Raw genomic sequence first — 18,733 nt, 5'->3', positions numbered from 1 at the left:
ATGACCGCGCGCCCGACCCTGATGTTGTTCGTCGGCGCCCGAGGTATCCGGGTCGCCGACACCTGCGCCGCGCTGGCGCCGATCGCCGAGGTGGTGCTCGTGACCAGCGACCGGATCGTATCCCGGCGCGCGGATCGCCTCGCCGACGCCGCCGAGCGGGTGCGCGATATCGTCGTCGCGCCGACCACCGGCGAAATACTCACGCGGGCAAGGGAATACGCCCGCGACAAACCGGTGGACGGCGCATTGACCTTCAGCGACGACCTGGTCGAGGTGACCGCCGCCTTCGCCGCCGAGCACGGATTGCCCGGTTTGGGTGGGCCCGCGGCGATGGTGTGCTACCGCGACAAATTCGCACAGCGGCGGGCGCTGGCCGCGGCCGGTGTTCCGGTGCCGCCGTTCCATCTGTTGCGCGAACCCGCCGATGTCGATGCGGCGCTGGCGGCGGTGCCGTTGCCCGCGATACTCAAGCCGACCCGGGGCAGCGGCGGTGCGCTCGCCTTCGTCATCTCGCGGCCCGAGGAGCTGGAACCGGTGCTGCGCGAGTCGCTTTCGGGGGTGGCGGACGCGGGCGCCGCCATCGAATCCGGAACCGAATTCCTCCTCGAGGGTCTGCTGGTCGGCGATAATTGGCATGGCACAACGTATTTCGCGCCCTATGTGAGCGTCGAGTCGATCGGCGGCCGAGGTGAGATCGCGCATCTCGCGGTCACCGATCGGTTCCCGCTCGCGCCGCCCGCGCTGGAGACCGGCATGGTGCTGCCCTCCTCGCTGCCCGCCGGGCGGCGCGCCGAAGTCGTCGACGCGGCGGATAAGGCGTTGCGCGCCTTGAGGTTCGATACCGGCCTCGCGCACACCGAACTGATGCTCACCGCCGATGGGCCCCGGGTGATCGAGGTGAACGCGCGGGCGGGCGGTGCGCTGCCCTATCTTTTCCCGCTGGTGTCGTCGGTGGATCTGACGCGCGAGGCGGGCCGGGTCGCGCTCGGCCTGTCGCCACGGCGGGCGGCCGAGTTCGGCGGGTACGGGGTATTCGTCGCGCCGCAGCATCCGGTCGGCGCGCGGGTGCGGCGGGTCGATGGTTTGGCGGCCGCGGCGCGGGTACCCGGGGTGCGCGCGGTGATCCCGCTGGCCGCGGAGCCGGGGCATACCGTGGATTTTCGGCAGACGATGATCGCGGCGGTGCTCGGCGTCGCCGCGACCGCGCCGGACGCGGCGCGGTTGTGGCGTGAGGTGATGGATACGATCCGGCCCGAGTATCGGGAGGCGAATATGCCGGATCACTATCACCGCACGCCGATGCGTGGAATCGCCGGTGCATGGTGATATTCGGTGGTGGGAAGGGATGCGGTGCGGTTGCCCGAATAAATGCGTCGGCCGCTGATCGGTAAAGCGCTAATAAAATTCAAATCGTGGTCGATGCATTTTCGGCGTGTTTACCCGGCTGGATCGATTTGCGCGGTTGAACAGCATGATCATGTAATTCGGCGCGACTTTCGGCGCGGCCATCCGCACTTGCGGACAGTTGGTCATTGGACCAACTGTATCTCGCGTCGCCGCCGGATTTGCTGGAACACGTTCGACCGCCTGTTCGTGACAAGAATTTTCGCCTCGAGCGGTCGCTGAGCTATTCGGATGCCCTCAGTATTCTGGGATGCTGGCGGTGTTTGAATGGGTGTAAATTCGGGCACGAACGATATGTCGGCGAACCGGGGGGAACGGAGGTCGCCGACCCAAGCGGAACGAGGAATGTCCGTGGCGCGAAGCAGTACCGGGGAGGAAGCCGACGGATGGAAGTGATAATTCTCAACTGGCCCGCCGAGGCCCGGGAACGCGACCGCTACAAGCGAATGGGTGTACCGATCATCCTCGTCGGAGCGGATTCGGCGCCGCCACCCGGCCTCGGCATGCTCGAAGACTATGTGCGGCAACCGATTGCCCCGGAGGATTTACGGTCCCGGGTCGAGGCGCTGGAAACGCTTGCGCGAGCGACGATTCCGGTGGTAGATGGTGCCGGTGTACTGCGCTTCGGCGGCGGCTGGCTTTCGCTGTCGGCGGCCGACGCGCGGATGATGGAGGTGCTGGTGGATTCCTTCCAGTCGGTGGTGTCGCGAGCGGATCTGATCGAGGCGGGCTGGCCGGAGTCGCCGCCGAAGCGCAATGCGGTGGACCTGCGAATCTTCAGACTGCGCAAGCGCATTCGTCCGCTCGGCCTGTCGATCTGCACGGTCTGGTCCAAGGGCTACCTCCTGGACCGGGTGCCCGCCTGAACCCGGTCGGCGGCGAGCGTGGCGAGCGTGGCGACGCTCTGCGCGGCCTGTTCGTTGACGGCGGCGGTGAAATGCAGACCCATCGCGTCGAGCGCGTGGTGCGGCACCGACGGCTCGTGGATGATGCGGGTGCCGCCGTCCGGCCGCGCGGTCAGGTAATGGCCGTACCAAATCCAAATATCCTGTGCTACTTCTACTTCCATGGTGAACGAGATCGGATCGGTCACCGTCCCGATACGCATCGGTTGCACCGTGCCGTCGGCCATGCGCAACTCGCCGGTGCCGCCGGCGGCGAACGTACCTCGCGCGGCGGCGACACCGGCCAGCCACTCCGGCCAGGACGCGACGTCGGCGTAACGCGCCCACACCTGCTCCCGCGGCGCGCTGCTGTCGGCGAGCGGGGTTCCGCGCCACCGGGATACGGTCGGCCGCACCTCGATATAGCCCAGGTCCTCCGGCATCGGATACCGTTTGGCGATATCGACGGCCTCGTCCATATCTTTGCAGGTGATGAGATAGAAACCGTTGAGCGCCACCGGATTCGGGCTCGCGGGCCCGGGTACGGCGACGGATTCGCCGTCGCCGGTGGGACGGACGGTCACGGTGGCCGCGACGGGCTCCAGCGCGTGCGAGGTGACGATCCTGGTGCGCGCCTTGACCGTCTTGTTGAATTCGACATGCCGATTCATCAGCGGCTCCGGATCGTTCGCCATGATCTCGGCCATCTGGGCGTCGTCGCTGTAGAACAGCAGCAGGTATTCCATGGGTGGTTCATTCCGATCGATCGGCGGACGGCTGTGGCGTTCCGGCGGGCGCCAGACGGTGTTCGAGGCGGCGGCGGACCGGATGTCCCGCCGCGGCGACCAACACGCCGACGGTGACGATGAGCCACACCGGCCCACCGAGGTCGAGCACCAGGATCACCACGAACGCGTCGAACAGCGCGATGAGGTTGAAGCCGAGATGGGATACGTATTCGCGGCTCGGCGCCCCGCCGCGGGCGGGACGGACCCGGCAGGCCTCGGTCGACCGCCAGATCATGTAGAAGCCGAGCACCAGGAAGGCCGAGTAGAGCGTCTGCGCGGTGCCGTCGAGCTTGGACCATTCGCCGGCGATCGGCAGTGCGAGGAACACGATGGTGCCGATCAACGTCCACAGATGCGATGGGCACAGCGCGCCGCGGCGTAGCGCCGCGATGCCGGTGCCGAAGGATGCGACGCCGAACGCGGCATGCAGATAGATCAGGACGGTATGCAACACGGCAGGGCTCTTTTCCGTCTCGGTTATCCCACTGTGCTAGGTCCTTCTCCAGCATCGACCACCCACAGTGGGATGTCAATAGCTCGTTGACATCCCACTGTGTCATATCTAGCCTCGATGTATAGACCTTCCACAGTGTTGGGTCATTCGCGGGGGAGGAGCCCTGCCCGATGTCCAGAACCGCATCGCATCGAATGTCCTCGTCACGGTCGGGCGCGGCCCGGCGCCGGTGGTTCGCTGTGCTCGTGATCGTCGTCTGGCTCGCGGCGGGCGGACTGCTCAGCGTGCTCGGGGGCAAGCTCAGTGCTGTCGTCACCACCGGAAGCTCGAATTACCTACCGGCGGCGGCCGATTCGAAGACGGTCGACAAGCTGAACGAGCGGTTCGGCGAGCCGCAGAGCGCACCGGCGTTGGTGGTCTATCAGCGGGACAGCGGGCTCACCGACGCCGACCGCACCGCGGTCAGGACGCAGACCGACCGGATCGGCGCCCGCTTCCACGACGTACTCGCCGGACCCGTTGTCGGCCCGGTGATTTCGGCCGATGGCAAGGCGGCCGAGGTGATCGTGCCGTTCGCCGGATCGGATAGCGCCGCAGCCGGGCATGTACCCGATCTGCGCGGACTGCTGGCGGCCGACGGCGGGCTCGCCGTGCACATCACCGGCCCGGCGGGCGGCGCGGTCGACCTGCAGCACGCGACCGGCGGTATCGACGTGATGCTGGTGCTGGTCACCGTCGCGGTGATTCTGGTGATCCTGGTCGCGGTCTACCGCAGCCCGCTGCTGCCGTTGCTCGTGCTCGTAGTCGCCGGGCTCGCACTGGAATCCGCGCAGGGCGTGCTCTATCTCCTTGTCCGGCACGGTGTGCTGGCGCTCGGCTCGGAGGTGCAGGGCATCTTCAACGTCCTGGTGCTCGGCGCCGCAACGGATTACGCGCTGCTGCTGGTGTCGCGATATCGGGAGGAATTGCGCGAACGAGATGACCGCTTCGAGGCCATGCGGGTGGCCTGGCGCCGCTCGCTCGGCCCGATCGCGGCCAGCGGCGGCACGGTGGCCGTCGGCCTGCTCTGCCTGCAATTCGCCGATCTGGGCCTGAACCGGGAGCTCGGCCCGGCCGGTGCGATCGGCGTGCTCTGCGCGCTGCTCGCGATGCTGACGCTGCTGCCCGCGCTGCTGATGTTGTTCGGGCGGGCGGCGTTCTGGCCGCGGCGTCCGGTATCGGGCGAGGTCGCGGCCGTCGGCCGCTGGCCGGGGATCGCCGGATTCGTCGATCGGTACCGGCGGGTGCTGTGGATCGGCACGGCGCTCATGTTGGCAGCGCTCGCCGCGGGGGTTTTCCAGTTGCACGCCAACGGCATTCCGGAAAACGAGATGATCCTCGGCAAACATGTCGATTCGGTCGCCGGGCAGCAGGTGCTGGCGGGGCACTTCCCGGCGGGCAGCGGCAGCCCGGTGAATATCGTCGTCCGGCAGGATCGGCTCGACGCGGTGCTCACGGCCGTCCGCGGTGTCGAAGGGGTCACCGCGGCCGCGCCGTACACCGGGGCGCGGCAGGTGCCGGTAGTGGTCGACGGCCTGGCCCGCGCGGATGCCACGCTGGCCGACGCACCCGACAGCAAAGCCGCGCTCGATACCTATTACCGGTTGCGCGCCGCGGTGCACCAGGTGCCCGGCGCCGACGCGCGGCTCGGCGGATATACCGCGACGCTCGCCGATTTCAACGACACCGCGGCCCGCGACCGCGCCGTCATGCCGCTGGTGCTGATCGTGGTCTGCGCCATCACCGCCCTGCTGCTGCGCGCGCTCGTCGCGCCGCTGTTGCTGCTGCTGACCGTCGTGCTGTCCTATCTCGCCGCGATCGGGGTTTCGGCGCTGGTCTTCCAGCATGTGTTCGGGTTCTCGGCGGTGGACGCGACCTTCCCCGTGCACGCGTTCGTCTTCCTGGTCGCGCTCGGCACCGACTACAACATCTTCCTGATGACCCGGGTGCGCGAGGAGACCATGGGCAGCGACACCAGGACCGGGATGATCCGCGGTCTCGTCGTCACCGGCGGGGTCATCACCTCCGCGGGCGTCGTGCTCGCGGTGACCTTCGCCGCGCTGGCCGTGATCCCGCTGGTGTTGCTGGTGGAGTTGGCGTTCACGGTCGCGTTCGGGGTGCTGCTCGACACCTTCGTCGTGCGGACGCTGCTGGTGCCCGCGTTGACGATCGATGTCGGGCGCGCGATGTGGTGGCCCGGTCGGTTGTGGCGGCGGCGCGAGCAGGCGGCGCCGGTTGTCGCGCCGCAGGTGCGGGTCGGGGCGGAGGGCTGAACTCGGGCTCCCGCGCGCCGTCATGTCCGCCGTATTCATGACATGTCACAATGGGATGTCATCGTGGATCGGATGAAGGGAGTAGAGCGATGGTTCGCTCCGGACTCAACGCGACCGCCGCCTCCCTGCTGGGCTTTCTGCACGAAGGTCCGATGACCGGCTGGGATCTGGTGGCCGTCGCCCAACAGCGCATCGGCAGCTTCTGGACCTTGACGCAGAGTCAGGTGTACCGCGAACTCACCGCGATGGCGAAGGCCGGACTGGTGACGGCCGGCCCGCCGGGGCGCCGCGACCGCAAGCCGTACACGATCACCGACGAGGGCCGCGCGGCCTTCCGGGAATGGCTCGAACAGCGGCCCGGCCTGGAACAGATCAGGTTCCCGCTCTTGGTGACGATCATGTTCGCAGACCACCTGCCCCGGGAGCGGCTCGGCGCCGCCATCGCCGAACACCGCGCCATACATCGCGAACGATTGGCCGGATACGAGCAGGCGCGCGGCGAGCTGCGCGAGCTCGGCAACGCCGATTTCCGCTTGGCCACACTGGAATTCGGCATACGGTATGAACAGGCCGTGCTCGATTGGTTCGATCAGTTGCCGGAGGTGCTGCCGTCGGTGGCGCTGGCGGGTCCGGAATCGAACACTGCCGGTTCGCATGGTCCGTAGGATGGCGAACTACCCAGCGGCGTAGCGGATTCGGGTGCCCGACACGGCTATTATCGGCCGCGATAGTGACTTTCGCGGATCCGTGGGTGCGGTCACGATAAAGTCCGGTTCTTCGGAGCATCGGGGTCGCCGGTGGTCGAGCCGAGACGCGGGAGGGTCAGCGTGGTGGTGCCGCATGAGGTTCCGTTCGGGCCTCGGGTTTTCGTCAACCGAGAGTCGGATTTCGAATGGATGGAAGACTTTTGGGCCTCGGAAGCGACCCGTGTCGGTGTGTGCACCGGGCTGCCCGGTGTCGGGAAGACGGCATTCGTCCGGCGGTGCGTGGAGCGGGCCGATGGCGTATTCGGCGACGGTGAACTGCATGTCGATTTCGGGGCGGAGCGGGCCGAGCGGACATCGGTCGCGGACGCGTTGGCGCAGTGCCTGAGAGCGCTCGGCGTACATCCGGAGGTTATGCCCACGACGGCAGCGGAGCGAGCGAATCGCTTGCGCACTCTCACGGCGCGGAAATCGGTCCTGATCGTGCTGGATAACGTGACCGCGCCCGCGGAGGTATTGCCATTCCTGCCGAACAGTGCAACGAGCGCGGTACTGGTGATAAGCACCAGCCGACTCACCGAGCTGTTGCTCGAAGGGGCCGCGGTCCGGGAGTTGCGGCCGCTCGACGATGCCGCGGGCGCCCACCTGATCATCGAACTCGTCGGCGCCCGTGCGCATTCGGAGCCCGAAGCAGTATCCGAGCTGGTCGGCCAGTGCGCGGGGCTGCCGGTGGCATTGACGGTCGCCGCCGCGAAGTTGCGGTCGCGTCCCGGACTGCGCATCCATGCGCTGGTCGCCGCGATCACGGCCGACGAACGCGGGCTCGCGTCGTTCGCCCTAGATGGACGGGACAAGGTCACCGCGGTGTTCTCCGAGGGTTACGCCGAACTGGGCGAGGACGCGGCACGGCTGTACCGGTTGCTCGGGCTGTTCCCGGGGCAGGACCTCACCATGGACACCGTCCAGGCGCTCACCGGAGGCGATGCCGCGACAACGGATGCCGCGGTGGGCGCACTGGTCGAGGCCGGGCTGCTGGCGGAGGATTCCATGCAGCGGTTGTCATTTCATACGTTGCTCAAGCGTCATGCGGCCGCGCTGGCGCACGAGATCGACTCGGCGAAAGAGCGGACGGCGGCGATCCGGGCGGTGACCGAATATCTGGTCATCAAAGCGGCTTTCGCGGATCTGGCCGTGCTGGGTCCGGCCCGTTACCGATGCGTATCAGCAAATCTGTTGGCGGGCCGGGCAACACCGTTCGACGGTGCCGACTCGCGCCGGGCCGCACTTGATTGGCTCGATGCCGAGCGAATGAATCTGCTTGCGGTGCAACGCATGGCGGCCGATCTGGGGTGGCACGACTGGGCGTGGCAGCTCGCCGAATCGCTCACCGCGGTCTACGTGACGAGGCGCTATTACACCGATTGGACGGTCTCCAGCGATATCGGCGCGACGGCAGCCCATTTGGCGGGGAATGCGCGCGCCGAGGCGCGGCTGCGCAGCTTCGTCTCGCGGGCGTGGCTCGAGCTGCGGTCGGACACCGGCCACGGGTTGGCACGCGCCCGCGAGGAACTGATCGATAAGGCGCTGCCGTTGGCGGAGGCCGCCGGTGATCGCCGGTTGCTGGCCTCGGTATGGGAGTTCGTCGGCCGCTATCGCGACGTCGCCGATCCGGATAACGCCGGTGCGGCGTATGAACGTTCGCTCGACCTGTTCAGGCGTGAAAACGATGCTCGCGGACAGGGATTCGTCATGTTCTTCCTCGCGCGGACGCAGCGCCGAGCCGGCGATCTCGAACAGGCCGAGTCGACGATGCGGGCCGCGCTCGAGCTGATCAGGGATGCGCGCGACCCGCGGATGGAAGGACGGTCGCTGATCGACCTCGCCGAAATACTCACCGAGCGTGGCGAACACCGGCGGGCGCGGGACATGCTCGCCGCGGCGATCGAGGTCTTGGCCGCCAGCGGTGACGCCTTCTACGAGGCGCAGGCGCTCGAACTGCGCCTCCGATTCGCCGAGGCGGATGGCGACGAGGAGGTTCGGCGCGCGACGCTCACCAGAATGGTGTGGATCCATCGGAACCTCGGCAGCGACCGGGCCGACGAACTCGCCGCATTGCTGCGTCGCTTCACCGAAAGATCTTGAACGACACCGTGATCGAGGTGGTCCCGGCACGGATGGTGATGTCTTCGTGCCGGGGTGATGAGGCGAGGAGCCAGCAGTACATCGCCGAGGCGATCAGCTGAACCTGGGCGCTGTCGACCTGGGCATCGGCCTCGATCACCGCGCCGCCGCGGGCGACGGCGCGGAAACCCGCCGAGGTCGCGGTGACGGCGAGCCGAGTGCCGGGATGGTGCGAGAGCGTCGCATGCGCCCATACCTGCGCGGCCGGGTAATCGAGTGTCCTGGAAGACGTTACGGCCGCGGCCCGCTCGAGGATCTTCGGATCGGGTTCGGTCTCCGATGCGGTCACGTGGGTTTCGTAGCGGTCCGGATCCGCGCGCCGGTGCCAGACCGATGCCGGGATGCGTTGCAGGGTCAGCGTCGCGTCATCGATCGGAGCGGTCCGCACGACGTAGCCGGTGACCGTCCGAAGCACGCAGTGCGGGACCGGGATTCGCGTCAACGATGAGGTGTGGGCCGGTGCGGTGATGCCGAGTCTGCGGTAGATCAGGCGCTGGATGTTCCGGGTCGCTTCGCCGACACGGTCGAACACCCGGTCGGTGATGTCGTCGAATTGGCCTGGCACATGGCGCTTTCGAGCGTCGTCGAGTTGCCGGACCAGGTCATCGCCGGGCCGGAGCTCTTCGGCGGCTTCGGTGAGTGCGGCGACCGGTGTGCCGGTTACGGTTTCGGCGGTGCCGCCCGCCATGAGCAGCGGTTTGTCCAACGCCGCCGCGAACAGCCCGAGCGAGCCGTGATCGGTGATGACCTGATCGGCGGCGATAAGCGCGGCGTGCCAACCGGATTCGGGTGGCATCAGGATCAGCCCGGCGGCCAGCGCCGCGGACAGCCAGACCTCGATCTGCAACCGTCCGTACCTGGACCAGATATTCGGATGCAGCACGAGCAGCACCTGATACGCATCCGCGTCGAGGTCGGACAGGAGTCGCACGGGCAAGGTGCGCCATCGGGCGATGGCCGAATGCTCGCCCCAGGTGGAGGCGATGACGATCAGGGTCCGGTCCCCGGTGCCGAACGCCTCGCGATACAGCGCGCGCAGAGGTCGGCTGGCTCGGAGTCGATCGAGGGTCGGGTCGCCGACGACCTCGGTAGCGGGCGCGATATCGGGGCCGATCGCCGCGAGCTGTTCGCGTTGTTCGCGATGCGAGAGCGAAATGGTCACCTTGCCCGCTCGAATCGCGCTGTGCGGCGGCAATCCGGCGAGGCGCAGCGCCTTGCCGTTCGGGACGTATTTGTTGAATCCGAGCCCGTGCGGCAGCAGAATCGTATGCGCGCGCAACGCGGAAAAGTCGATGTTCTCGCTGGCCGTCAGCGCCAAATGATAGTCGAACGAGCGGTCTTCGATCCGGCTCCACGCCACCAGGTCGGCACCGGATTCGCGCAGTAGCTCCCGGACTCCGGTGCTGAATGCCGACGATTCATCGACGGTGAAGACCAGCCGGACGCGGAAGTCGTCCCGGAACCAGTGCACGGCTTCCAACAGGCGATAAGCCGAGGTGAGCGTGCGGGCAACGGCGAGGACGACGTACTGGTCAGGGCCGAATGTGAGCCACGCCGGATCGTCGCGGCGATTGCCGGAGTTCGGTTTTCGGCCGTGCCGGGAGATCACCGGACACCTCGCCGAATGGCGTCCGCACGGCGTCGAAGATCACGCGCCGGTTTGCGGTTTGCGGTTCGCGGTTCGCGGTTCGCGGTTCGCGGTTCGCGGTTCGCGGTTCGCGGTTCGCGGAATTCTCAGTATAAATTGGCTGGCGCGTGCGCAGACGCGGATCGTAAATCTCGAAAATCGTTTTCCGAGAGGGAGAAAATGCCGCCGCTGTCCCGGGCAAAACCTCGGCTGACGGCCTCACGAACACTTGACTCCCTGCGATGACGAACGGTGCTTCGTTCAGCCACGGTAGCCGATCATCGTGCGCGCTCGACGACTCAGTCTCCTATTCCCGTCGCCGACGTGTATCTGAGCTGAACGCCGGCGGCAGCGGCGCCGGGCCGGAATTGTCGTCGATCCGCAACACTGCCGCGTGGATGAACGGGTTGCCGCCGGATAGCTCGATAGCATCTTCGTATGATCGGTGGGCGGCGGGTCGCGGCAGTGCCGCACGCATATGTGATCGCCTCGGTTCCGGCTGCCGAGGATCGCGTACGTGCCGCTTGGGGATCCCCAGTTCGGTTGGATATCAGTAGAATTCGTATCGTTCGCCGACCATCGGCGCGCATGTCGTTGCGGTGCCGCGAGATTCGTTTCGTGGCGGCGGCAGTCGTCGTGGTCGTAACGATATTCGGTTCGGCTGTGGCGACGGCGAGCCCGGTGGATGATGGAAGGATGCAGGATCTGACGGGGTGGGTCGATCCGTTCATCGGCACTCGGCCCGGAGATGTGGATATGGGCACCGGCGGCGGGGCGGGTAATACCTTTCCCGGCGCCGACGTGCCGTTCGGCATGGTGCAGTGGAGTCCGGATACGGTGACCCAGCAGCACGGTGGCTACTACTACGACGACAATCGGATCAAGGGATTCAGCCTCACCCACCTCTCGGGTGCGGGCTGCGACACCTACCAGGATGTGCCGTTCATGCCGATCGCGGGCACGATCGGCGCCTCACCGGCCACCTCGCCGGACGACTATGTCGCCACGTTCTCGCACGCGCACGAGCAGGCGAGTCCGGGGCGCTACCAGGTCGATCTGGACAGCGGGATCCGGGTGGAACTGACCGCGACCCAGCGCACCGGCGCCGGCCGATTCACCTTTCCCGAGGGCGGCCCGGCGACGCTGCTGATCAATGCGGCGGGCTCGATTTCGGGAACCGATGACGCGCAGGTCACCGTCGGCCCGAATTATGTTGCGGGCCATGTCCACAGCGGCCGGTTCTGCGGCACGAACAGTTTCTACACCCTGTATTTCCACGCCGAGTTCGATCAGCCGATCACGGCGTCGGGCATCTGGAACGGGGATCGGGTGCGGTCCGACGACACCGCATCGGGCACCCAGGTCGGCGCCTACGTCACCTTCGATCCGGGAAAACCTGCCGTCGTCAACGTGAAAGTCGGTCTGTCGTTCGTCTCGCCGGATGGCGCCGAGGCCAATCTCGCCGCGGAGAATCCGGCGCGGACCTTCGACGAGGTGGCCGCCGCGGCCAAGGACAGCTGGAATGCGCGGCTGAACCAGATCCAGGTGACGGGCGGCACGGACGAGCAGCGCACCATCTTCTACACCGCGCTGTATCACGCACTGCTACAACCGAATGTGTTCTCCGACGTCGACGGTCACTATGCCGGATTCGACAAGCAGATACACACCACCGATCCGGCCCACCCGATATATACGAACTTCTCGGGTTGGGATATCTACCGCTCCGAGGTGCAGTTGCTGGCGCTGCTCGCGCCGCGGGAGGCGGCCGATATCGCCCGCAGCATGGTCACTTTCGCGCGCGAGGGCGGTAACTGGGACCGGTGGACGGTCGCCAACGACTACACGGGGGTGATGAACGGCGATCCCTACCACATCATCGTCTCGTCCATATATGCCTTCGGGGCAACGGATTTCGATGCGACCGAGGCACTGGACCTGATGGTGAAGGGCGCGAGCGTACCCGGCACCAACAGCCAGGGCTACGAGGAAAGGCCGGGGCTGGTCGGCTATCTGGCGCTCGGCTACGTACCCGACGAGGCGGCCGACACCCTCGAATACACCAGCGCCGACTTCGCCATCGCGCAGCTGGCGCACCGGCTGGACAATCAAGCGATATACGACGTTTTCATGCAGCGCGCGCAGAATTGGCGCAACCTGTTCAATCCGGCCACCGGATATCTACAGCCCCGGCATCTCGACGGTTCGTTCTCCGCCGATTTCGATCCGGCCGATCCGAGCGGATATGTGGAAGGCAATGGGGCACAATACACTTGGATGGTTCCTTACAACTATCGGGCGCTCATCGATGCGCTCGGCGGTCCCGCCGCCGTGAATGCCAGGCTCGACACCTTCTTCACCAAACTCAATGCGGGAACGCATGAGCCGTACGCATTCCTCGGTAACGAACCGACGCTGGAGACACCGTGGATCTACAACTACACGGGCGCCCCGTACAAGACGCAGTCCACCGTCGACCGGGTGCGTAAGGAAATCTGGAAGGCCGCGCCCGGCGGGCTCGTCGGAAACGACGATCTGGGCGAGATGTCGTCGTGGTATGTCTGGGCCGCGCTCGGCCTCTATCCGGAGGTTCCCGGCCGCGCCGAATTGGTGATCGGCAGCCCGATTTTCACCAGCGCTACGATTACCCGCCCGGGTGGACCGGCGATCACCATCAATGCCCCGGACGCATCGCCGACGAATATCTATATTTCGGCGCTGACGGTGAACGGGGGGAATTGGACCAAGCCCTGGCTCCCCGAATCCTTTGTAACCACCGGCGGCACACTGGATTTCACTCTCTCGCCGACACCGAATACGGCATGGGGTGCCGACCCGGCCGATGCGCCGCCGTCGTTCCAGGACGGAAGCAACTCCGTCTGATCCGGTCACGGCGGCGGGTTCCCGTTCCGGTCGAGCCCCCGCGAGCGCCGGAGTAGGGCGCGGCGGTGGCGGGCTCCGCAGATCCAGATCACGACATTGGTCGCGATCAGGACCGATACCAGAATGAGCAGCGGAGTTGTCATCGGCATCGACCGTAGGGGCGGGGTTGCGGGGCGTCGAGGAAGGTTAGGGGAGATTCGATCGGTTTCAGCTGGGGTTCACGCGGGTGGAAATTCGGTTGCGCAGCGCTATATGGTCGTGATGTGAAGTAGTAGTGAGCCGAATTTGTTGGGACCCATGTTTTGTCCGGTGTGGGTTCGATTCTGTCGATGGTTCGTCACTCTGGAGATTTCATGACCGATGCCATATTTCTCGCCGACCTCGTCACTCGTTTGGCGGCCCTGCCGCGGGTGCGGGCGGTGACACTCGGCGGCTCACGTGCCGATGGCACTCACACCCAGGACAGCGATTGGGATTTCGCGATTTACTATCGGGGCGATTTCGACCCGGCCGAGCTGCGTGCGATCGGCTGGCCCGGTGAGGTTTCGGAGCTCGGCGGTTGGGGCGGCGGCGTTTTCAACGGCGGCGCCTGGTTGACCGTCGACGGGCGGCAGGTCGATGTGCACTATCGCGATCTCGCGGTGGTGGAGCACGAACTCGCCGAGGCCGAGGCGGGGCGATTCCATTGGGAGCCACTGATGTTCCATCTGGCGGGCATCCCGAGCTATCTCGTGGTCGCGGAGCTCAGCGTCAACCGGGTGCTGTACGGTGAATTGCCACGCCCGGGCTATCCGGCGGCGCTGCGGGCGTCGGCATCGGTGTTCTGGCGTGAGCGTGCGGTAGCGACTTTGCGTTACGCGCGAGGCGCTTTCGCGTCGAAGGGGCAGCTCGCCGAGGTGGCGGGTGCGATAACTACGGCTGCGATGCAGACGGCCCATGCGATCCTCGCGGCGCGCGGGGAATGGGTGACGAACGAGAAGCGGCTGCTGCGGCGGGCCGGGCTACGACGCGTCGACGCGGTGCTCGCCGATCTCCGGCCGGAGTCGCTGCCGCAGGCGATCGTTCGCGCGGAAGCATTGTTCGACAAGGTATTTCGCGAGCAGACCGCCGCAGCACGGGCGTAGCCGCACCTGCCGAGGCAGGTACGGCTGAAGCAGCCGCGCCCGGTGGATCCGGCGTCCCCGCCACGCCGGATCCACACCGCGAAACCCTCGGCGGCACCGCGGAATCCGGTGCTACCAGCGAATCGGTCAGACGGGTTGCAGCCCCGCGCCGACGCCGCCCGCGCCGTCCACGGCCTGCATGATCCGGTCGATGGGCTGGAAATAGGCGGGTGTGTGCAGCGGGAATGCCGCGGCGACACAGGGGATGTCGATGCCACCGGGGGTGAGGTGGCCCTGGTTCATACCGACGAGCCGATCACCCATCGTCACCGGTCCGCCGGAATCGCCTGGGATGGAACAAGATTGATTGATGATCCGGTTGTTCATCGGTCCCCACACCACGCCGCAGTCGAATCCGCTCGACCGGCCGTTGCTGCACACCGTCGCCCCGGGGCCGGGCGCCGGACCGAATCCGGCGATGGTGGTGCCCGCGACGCTGCGCACCGGGGTCACCTTGGCCGCGTCGAATTCGATTACGGCGTAGTCGAGGCCGTTACCGCGATCGGAGGCGACGACATTGCCGACGACACCGGCGCCCCGGTCGTGCTCGGCGGTCACCGAGTCGCCGACCGCGGCGCAGTGTCCCGCGGTCAGGCCGACCAGGTGGCCCGCGCCGTCGTGGCCGATCGTGGTCAGCGAGCAGCGGGCGTGGCCGCCGAGCACGATGCCGGATCCGCCGCCGAGCACGGCGGAGCCCGGATCGGCCTGGGCGGTACCGGCGCCGAAGATCGTGGCGCCTGTCGCGACGATCCCGATCGCCGCCGCGATGATGGCGTTCTTGGGCACGAAATGCTCGCTTTCTCTTCGAACCGCTCGTTTCGAGGCGGGTGCGCGACTCGAAGCGGTGCACCAAGTAAAGGCATTTAGCAAACTTTTAGCAATCGAATGATTGCGCGAAAGGGTGGGAGTGATCGTCCGTTAACCCGGCGTTCACCGGCCGATGCCCGCATACGGCGATGCCGGATGGCGACCAGCGGCGCGGCTGTTAGATGGACCACCGTCCAATTGTTATCGAACGGCTAACTCGGATTCGTTGCGGAATGTTGACCGTCCCTGGGTTGAACCACTCATCGGACCGGACACTGGCCGGATCGGCATCCTCGGCGTAGTTTGTTAGCAGAGGTAAGGTCAGTTCGATCGCGTTCAACCCATTCATCACTCGGGACCATCTGTGTCCCAGGACGATTCGATATTTTCGGAGGTAGGCGTGCGCACTGAAGGGGATACCTGGGACATTGTCAGCAGCGTCGGCGTCACCGCCCTCGGCGTCGCCGCCGCGCGGGCGTTGGAGACCGCGCAGCCGGACGCGCTGGTCCGCGACGAATACGCAGCGCGGTTCGTCGCGGCGTCCGGGCACGAGGAAATGAACCGCTGGCTGAACGACCCTGCGGCACTGGAAGATATGCCGATGCCCCCGGTCGTGATGGGCTATCGGAGCAAATTCTTCGACGACCATTTCACGGCGGCGGCCACGGCCGGTGTGCGGCAGGCGGTAATCCTCGCCGCCGGATTGGACGCGCGCGCCTACCGCCTGGATTGGCCTGCGGGGACGGTCGTTTACGAACTCGATCAGCCGAAGGTGCTGGAGTTCAAGCGGGAGGTGCTCGCGGATATCGACGTGCGTCCCGCGGCGGATCGGCGCGAGGTCGCCGTGGATCTGCGCGACGACTGGCCCGCCGCCCTGCTCGACGCCGGATTCGATCCGGCGGCGCCGTCGGCGTGGTCCGCCGAGGGTTTGCTGCCATACCTGCCGGGCGCCGCGCAGGACGCGCTGTTCGAACGGATCCAACGGCTTTCCGCGCCGGGCAGCCGCGTGGCGACGGATATGATCACCGACGCGACGGGCCTGGATCGGCTGGCCGATCAGGAGGCCGAGGTGATGCGCCGGTCGCCGATGGCGGGCATCAATGTCACCGAGCTGTTCTACACCGACGAGCGCACCGATCCCGATATCTGGTTCGCCGCCAATGGCTGGACTACCGAATCCCTTTCGATTCCGCAGTTGGCCGAGCGCTACGACCGCGCCCTGCCCGAACTGCCCGAGGCGATCGTCACGCTGGTGGACCTCACCAGGTATGTGACGGCGCTGAAGCCGGAAGATCGGCCGTAACCAACTTAGGTTTACCTAAGTTGCTGCTATGGTTGGGTGGTGCGAGTTAGCGAAATGTCGATCGGGGAGGTCAGGCACCGATTCGGCCTCCCCGCCTCGACGCTGCACTACTGGGAGCGGCGCGGGTTGCTCACGCCGACGCGGCGGGCCGGAATCCGGTACTACGACGAGGATCAGGTGTGCCGGATCGCCCTGATCGCCACCTGTCGCGAGATCGGCATGCTCGGCGTCGACGAGGTGGCGGCGGTGCTGCACGGCACCGATGCCGAGACGGACTGGCGGGCCGTCGTGCGGGCCAGGATGTCCGAAATAGATGCGCAGATCGCCGCGCTGCGCGATGCCCGCGGCTATCTGGAACATCTCACCACCTGTCGGCGCGACCGGGACGTACACACCTGCCCTGCCTTCCGAGCCGATGTGGAAAACCGTTGGCCGATAAGGGCGTCCGCCTGAACGTCCGTCACGCGTACGAGTGCCGCCAGCGCACGATGCCGAGGAAGGCGAGCACCGTTCCGGCCAGCGTCGTCACCGGGAGCCAGCCCACCGACATGCCGAGAACGACAGCGCCGCAGGCGGATCCGGTGGCGATACCGATCTGGTAGCAGGTGACGTAAAAGGCGGACGCCCGATCCTGTTCACGGCCTGCCGCCCGGATGATCCCCGACTGGAAGATCGGTCCGACCGCGGCGTACGCGGCCCCCCACAGCGCGACCGCGGCGGTGAGCGCGGCCACCGCCGCCGGGGTGGGCAGCTCGAGATCGGTGACGGTGAGCAGGGTCGCGCCCACGACGAACACCCCGGCCGCGATCACGGTGGAGCGCTGCGGATTCCGGTCGTTGTGCCGCCCGGCGAAGTAGGTGGCGATCGCGCCCGCGACGCCGAACAGGCCGAGATAGGCCGCGACCGCGACACTTCCGTCGAGCACCCGGTTCACGATCAGCGCGAGATAGGTGTACGAGACGAAATGCGCGAAGACCAGCAGCAGGGCCAGCAGGCAGATCGTGGCGACCTGGTTACAGCGCGGCGGCGCATCATGCCCCGAATCCGAATCTGTTTGTCTGGCATCGGTATTCGGCAGGGTGAACAGCAATCCGGCCGCCACCGCCGCCGTCACGACGGCCAGCGCCACCGCGGTGGCCTGCCAGCCGATCGCATGGCCGAGCAGGGTGCTCACCGGGCTGCCGAGCACGGAAGCCAGTGTGGCGCCCGCGAATACGACGGCGGTGGCCATCCCGACCCGCCGTGCGGGCACCAGCGCCGCCGCCGCGGGAGCGACCAGCGACCACAGCACCCCGTGCGTCAGGGCGGCCAACACCCGGCTGGCCACCATCATCGGATAATTGGTAGCCAGCGCCGTCACCAGCTCCGCGGCGATCAGCGCGACCAGCGATGCCAGCAGCGCCCACTTGCGAGTTATCCTGCGCGCCAAGGCGACCGACGGAAGCGTCACGATGGCGGCGACCACCGCGTAACCGCTCACCAGCAGCCCGATACTGCCGTCGGAGACGTGCAGATCGTCGGCGATCGCGGTGATCAGCCCGACCGGATACAGCTCGTAGGTGACGTAGATGAAGGTGGCGGCCGCCAGCAGGCTCAGGCGTAGCCGGACGCCGCTGTCGATATCGCCGCCGGTGCGGGTCGCGACGGTCACCGAATCACCTCACCCGGCGATGCGTTCCACTGCCGCAAGGACTTCCGGCAGTTCGGTGAAGCCCTCGTCGCCGAGAAAGTGCCCGCCGCCGGGGATCTCGATGAGATCGGCCGCCAGCTCCTTGCCGAGGGCGATGGATGCGGACGGCGGGACGATGGAGTCGTTGTCGGAGTGGATCATGGTGCGCGCGTTGATGTGTGGCACCAGCGGCCGGACATCGATGCCCTCGGCCATGTAATCCTCGAGTTCCGGCAGCACCTCCAGTCCGCCGGTGAAGCCGGAGACGGAGACGAGTCCGCCCAGCGTCCAACCGGATTCGAGACTCGCGAGGTGGCGCAGCGCGGTGATGGTGCCGAGGCTGTGCGCGACGATCAGGGTGTTCGCGTCGACCGCGCCGATCGTCTTGGCCAGCACGGCCTCCCATTCGTCGCGCTTGGGCTCGCTGGGGGTTGGCAACTCGACGACCTCCACCTGATGTCCCTGATCCCGCAGCTGTTTCGCCAGCCAGGGGAACCAGTGCTCGGTCACGCCCGCGTTGTAGCCGTGCACGATGTAGATGTCCACGAAAGAAC

15 protein-coding genes are annotated in these 18,733 nt (G+C 66.8%); 9 read left to right on the top strand and 6 right to left on the bottom strand.

The window, feature by feature from the left end; translation table 11 throughout:
• A complete protein-coding gene (locus LGY53_RS25125; protein ID WP_225729174.1) occupies window positions 1-1,326 on the top strand; it encodes an ATP-grasp domain-containing protein in 1,326 nt (441 codons plus the stop codon).
• A gap of 206 nt (window positions 1,327-1,532) precedes the next feature.
• Window positions 1,533-2,270, top strand: coding sequence for a response regulator transcription factor (locus LGY53_RS25120; RefSeq protein ID WP_225729173.1), 738 nt, complete (start codon window positions 1,533-1,535; stop codon window positions 2,268-2,270).
• Here LGY53_RS25120 and LGY53_RS25115 read toward each other — a convergent pair.
• Complete coding sequence (locus LGY53_RS25115) at window positions 2,243-3,034, bottom strand: YciI family protein (protein ID WP_225729172.1); 792 nt, start codon at window positions 3,032-3,034, stop codon at window positions 2,243-2,245. The two genes, LGY53_RS25120 and LGY53_RS25115, sit on opposite strands and share 28 nt — an antisense overlap.
• 7 nt (window positions 3,035-3,041) lie before the next feature.
• Window positions 3,042-3,530, bottom strand: coding sequence for a hypothetical protein (locus tag LGY53_RS25110; RefSeq protein ID WP_225729171.1), 489 nt, complete (start codon window positions 3,528-3,530; stop codon window positions 3,042-3,044).
• A gap of 170 nt (window positions 3,531-3,700) precedes the next feature.
• Between LGY53_RS25110 and LGY53_RS25105 the strand changes: the two genes are divergently transcribed.
• The 3 genes from LGY53_RS25105 to LGY53_RS44215 all read left to right on the top strand — a co-directional run bounded on the left by LGY53_RS25105 (window position 3,701) and on the right by LGY53_RS44215 (window position 8,688).
• The gene (locus LGY53_RS25105) at window positions 3,701-5,842 is read left to right on the top strand and encodes an MMPL family transporter (RefSeq protein ID WP_225729170.1); all 2,142 of its coding nucleotides are present in this window, start codon (window positions 3,701-3,703) and stop codon (window positions 5,840-5,842) included.
• A gap of 89 nt (window positions 5,843-5,931) precedes the next feature.
• Window positions 5,932-6,507, top strand: a complete 576-nt coding sequence (locus LGY53_RS25100) for a PadR family transcriptional regulator (protein WP_225729169.1) — start codon at window positions 5,932-5,934, stop codon at window positions 6,505-6,507.
• A 162-nt stretch (window positions 6,508-6,669) separates the two neighbouring features.
• The gene (locus LGY53_RS44215) at window positions 6,670-8,688 is read left to right on the top strand and encodes a tetratricopeptide repeat protein (RefSeq protein ID WP_225729168.1); all 2,019 of its coding nucleotides are present in this window, start codon (window positions 6,670-6,672) and stop codon (window positions 8,686-8,688) included.
• Here the strand turns inward: LGY53_RS44215 and LGY53_RS25090 are convergent.
• A complete protein-coding gene (locus LGY53_RS25090) occupies window positions 8,672-10,336 on the bottom strand; it encodes a hypothetical protein (RefSeq protein ID WP_225729167.1) in 1,665 nt (554 codons plus the stop codon). The two genes, LGY53_RS44215 and LGY53_RS25090, sit on opposite strands and share 17 nt — an antisense overlap.
• A gap of 606 nt (window positions 10,337-10,942) precedes the next feature.
• Here LGY53_RS25090 and LGY53_RS25085 point away from each other — a divergent pair.
• Both LGY53_RS25085 and LGY53_RS25080 read left to right on the top strand, forming a co-directional pair.
• Window positions 10,943-13,237: a GH92 family glycosyl hydrolase gene (locus LGY53_RS25085; protein ID WP_225729166.1), complete on the top strand. Its 2,295-nt coding sequence runs from the start codon at window positions 10,943-10,945 to the stop codon at window positions 13,235-13,237.
• A 353-nt stretch (window positions 13,238-13,590) separates the two neighbouring features.
• Window positions 13,591-14,361: a nucleotidyltransferase domain-containing protein gene (locus LGY53_RS25080; RefSeq protein ID WP_225729165.1), complete on the top strand. Its 771-nt coding sequence runs from the start codon at window positions 13,591-13,593 to the stop codon at window positions 14,359-14,361.
• 126 nt (window positions 14,362-14,487) lie between these two features.
• Here LGY53_RS25080 and LGY53_RS25075 read toward each other — a convergent pair whose 3' ends face one another.
• Window positions 14,488-15,186, bottom strand: a complete 699-nt coding sequence (locus LGY53_RS25075) for a S1 family peptidase (RefSeq protein WP_225729164.1) — start codon at window positions 15,184-15,186, stop codon at window positions 14,488-14,490.
• A gap of 421 nt (window positions 15,187-15,607) precedes the next feature.
• On the opposite strand from LGY53_RS25075, the gene LGY53_RS25070 reads away from it, so the two are divergent.
• Entirely contained in the window at window positions 15,608-16,510 is a 903-nt protein-coding gene (locus tag LGY53_RS25070; RefSeq protein ID WP_225729163.1) for an SAM-dependent methyltransferase, read from the top strand.
• A gap of 39 nt (window positions 16,511-16,549) precedes the next feature.
• A complete protein-coding gene (locus tag LGY53_RS25065; protein WP_225729162.1) occupies window positions 16,550-16,963 on the top strand; it encodes a MerR family transcriptional regulator in 414 nt (137 codons plus the stop codon).
• Window positions 16,964-16,970: 7 nt separating this feature from the next.
• On the opposite strand, the gene LGY53_RS25060 is transcribed toward LGY53_RS25065, so the two are convergent.
• Together LGY53_RS25060 and LGY53_RS25055 are read right to left on the bottom strand one after the other, a co-directional pair.
• Complete coding sequence (locus tag LGY53_RS25060; protein ID WP_225729161.1) at window positions 16,971-18,161, bottom strand: MFS transporter; 1,191 nt, start codon at window positions 18,159-18,161, stop codon at window positions 16,971-16,973.
• A gap of 9 nt (window positions 18,162-18,170) precedes the next feature.
• A complete protein-coding gene (locus LGY53_RS25055; protein WP_225729160.1) occupies window positions 18,171-18,725 on the bottom strand; it encodes an alpha/beta hydrolase in 555 nt (184 codons plus the stop codon).
• Between the last annotated feature and the right edge of the window lie 8 nt (window positions 18,726-18,733).

Source organism: Nocardia sp. JCM 34519.1, assembly GCF_020361265.1.
In the GTDB taxonomy this organism is placed as follows: Bacteria; Actinomycetota; Actinomycetes; order Mycobacteriales; family Mycobacteriaceae; genus Nocardia; species Nocardia arthritidis_A.
This window is presented reverse-complemented; position numbering and strand designations above follow the sequence as displayed.

Coding starts and splice junctions, on each gene's coding strand:
- LGY53_RS25105 (WP_225729170.1), top strand. CDS start 3,701: ATGTCCAGAACCGCATCGCATCGAATGTCCTCGTCACGGTCGGGCGCG.
- LGY53_RS25115 (WP_225729172.1), bottom strand. CDS start 3,034: ATGGAATACCTGCTGCTGTTCTACAGCGACGACGCCCAGATGGCCGAG.
- LGY53_RS25100 (WP_225729169.1), top strand. CDS start 5,932: ATGGTTCGCTCCGGACTCAACGCGACCGCCGCCTCCCTGCTGGGCTTT.
- LGY53_RS25080 (WP_225729165.1), top strand. CDS start 13,591: ATGACCGATGCCATATTTCTCGCCGACCTCGTCACTCGTTTGGCGGCC.
- LGY53_RS25085 (WP_225729166.1), top strand. CDS start 10,943: ATGTCGTTGCGGTGCCGCGAGATTCGTTTCGTGGCGGCGGCAGTCGTC.
- LGY53_RS25125 (WP_225729174.1), top strand. CDS start 1: ATGACCGCGCGCCCGACCCTGATGTTGTTCGTCGGCGCCCGAGGTATC.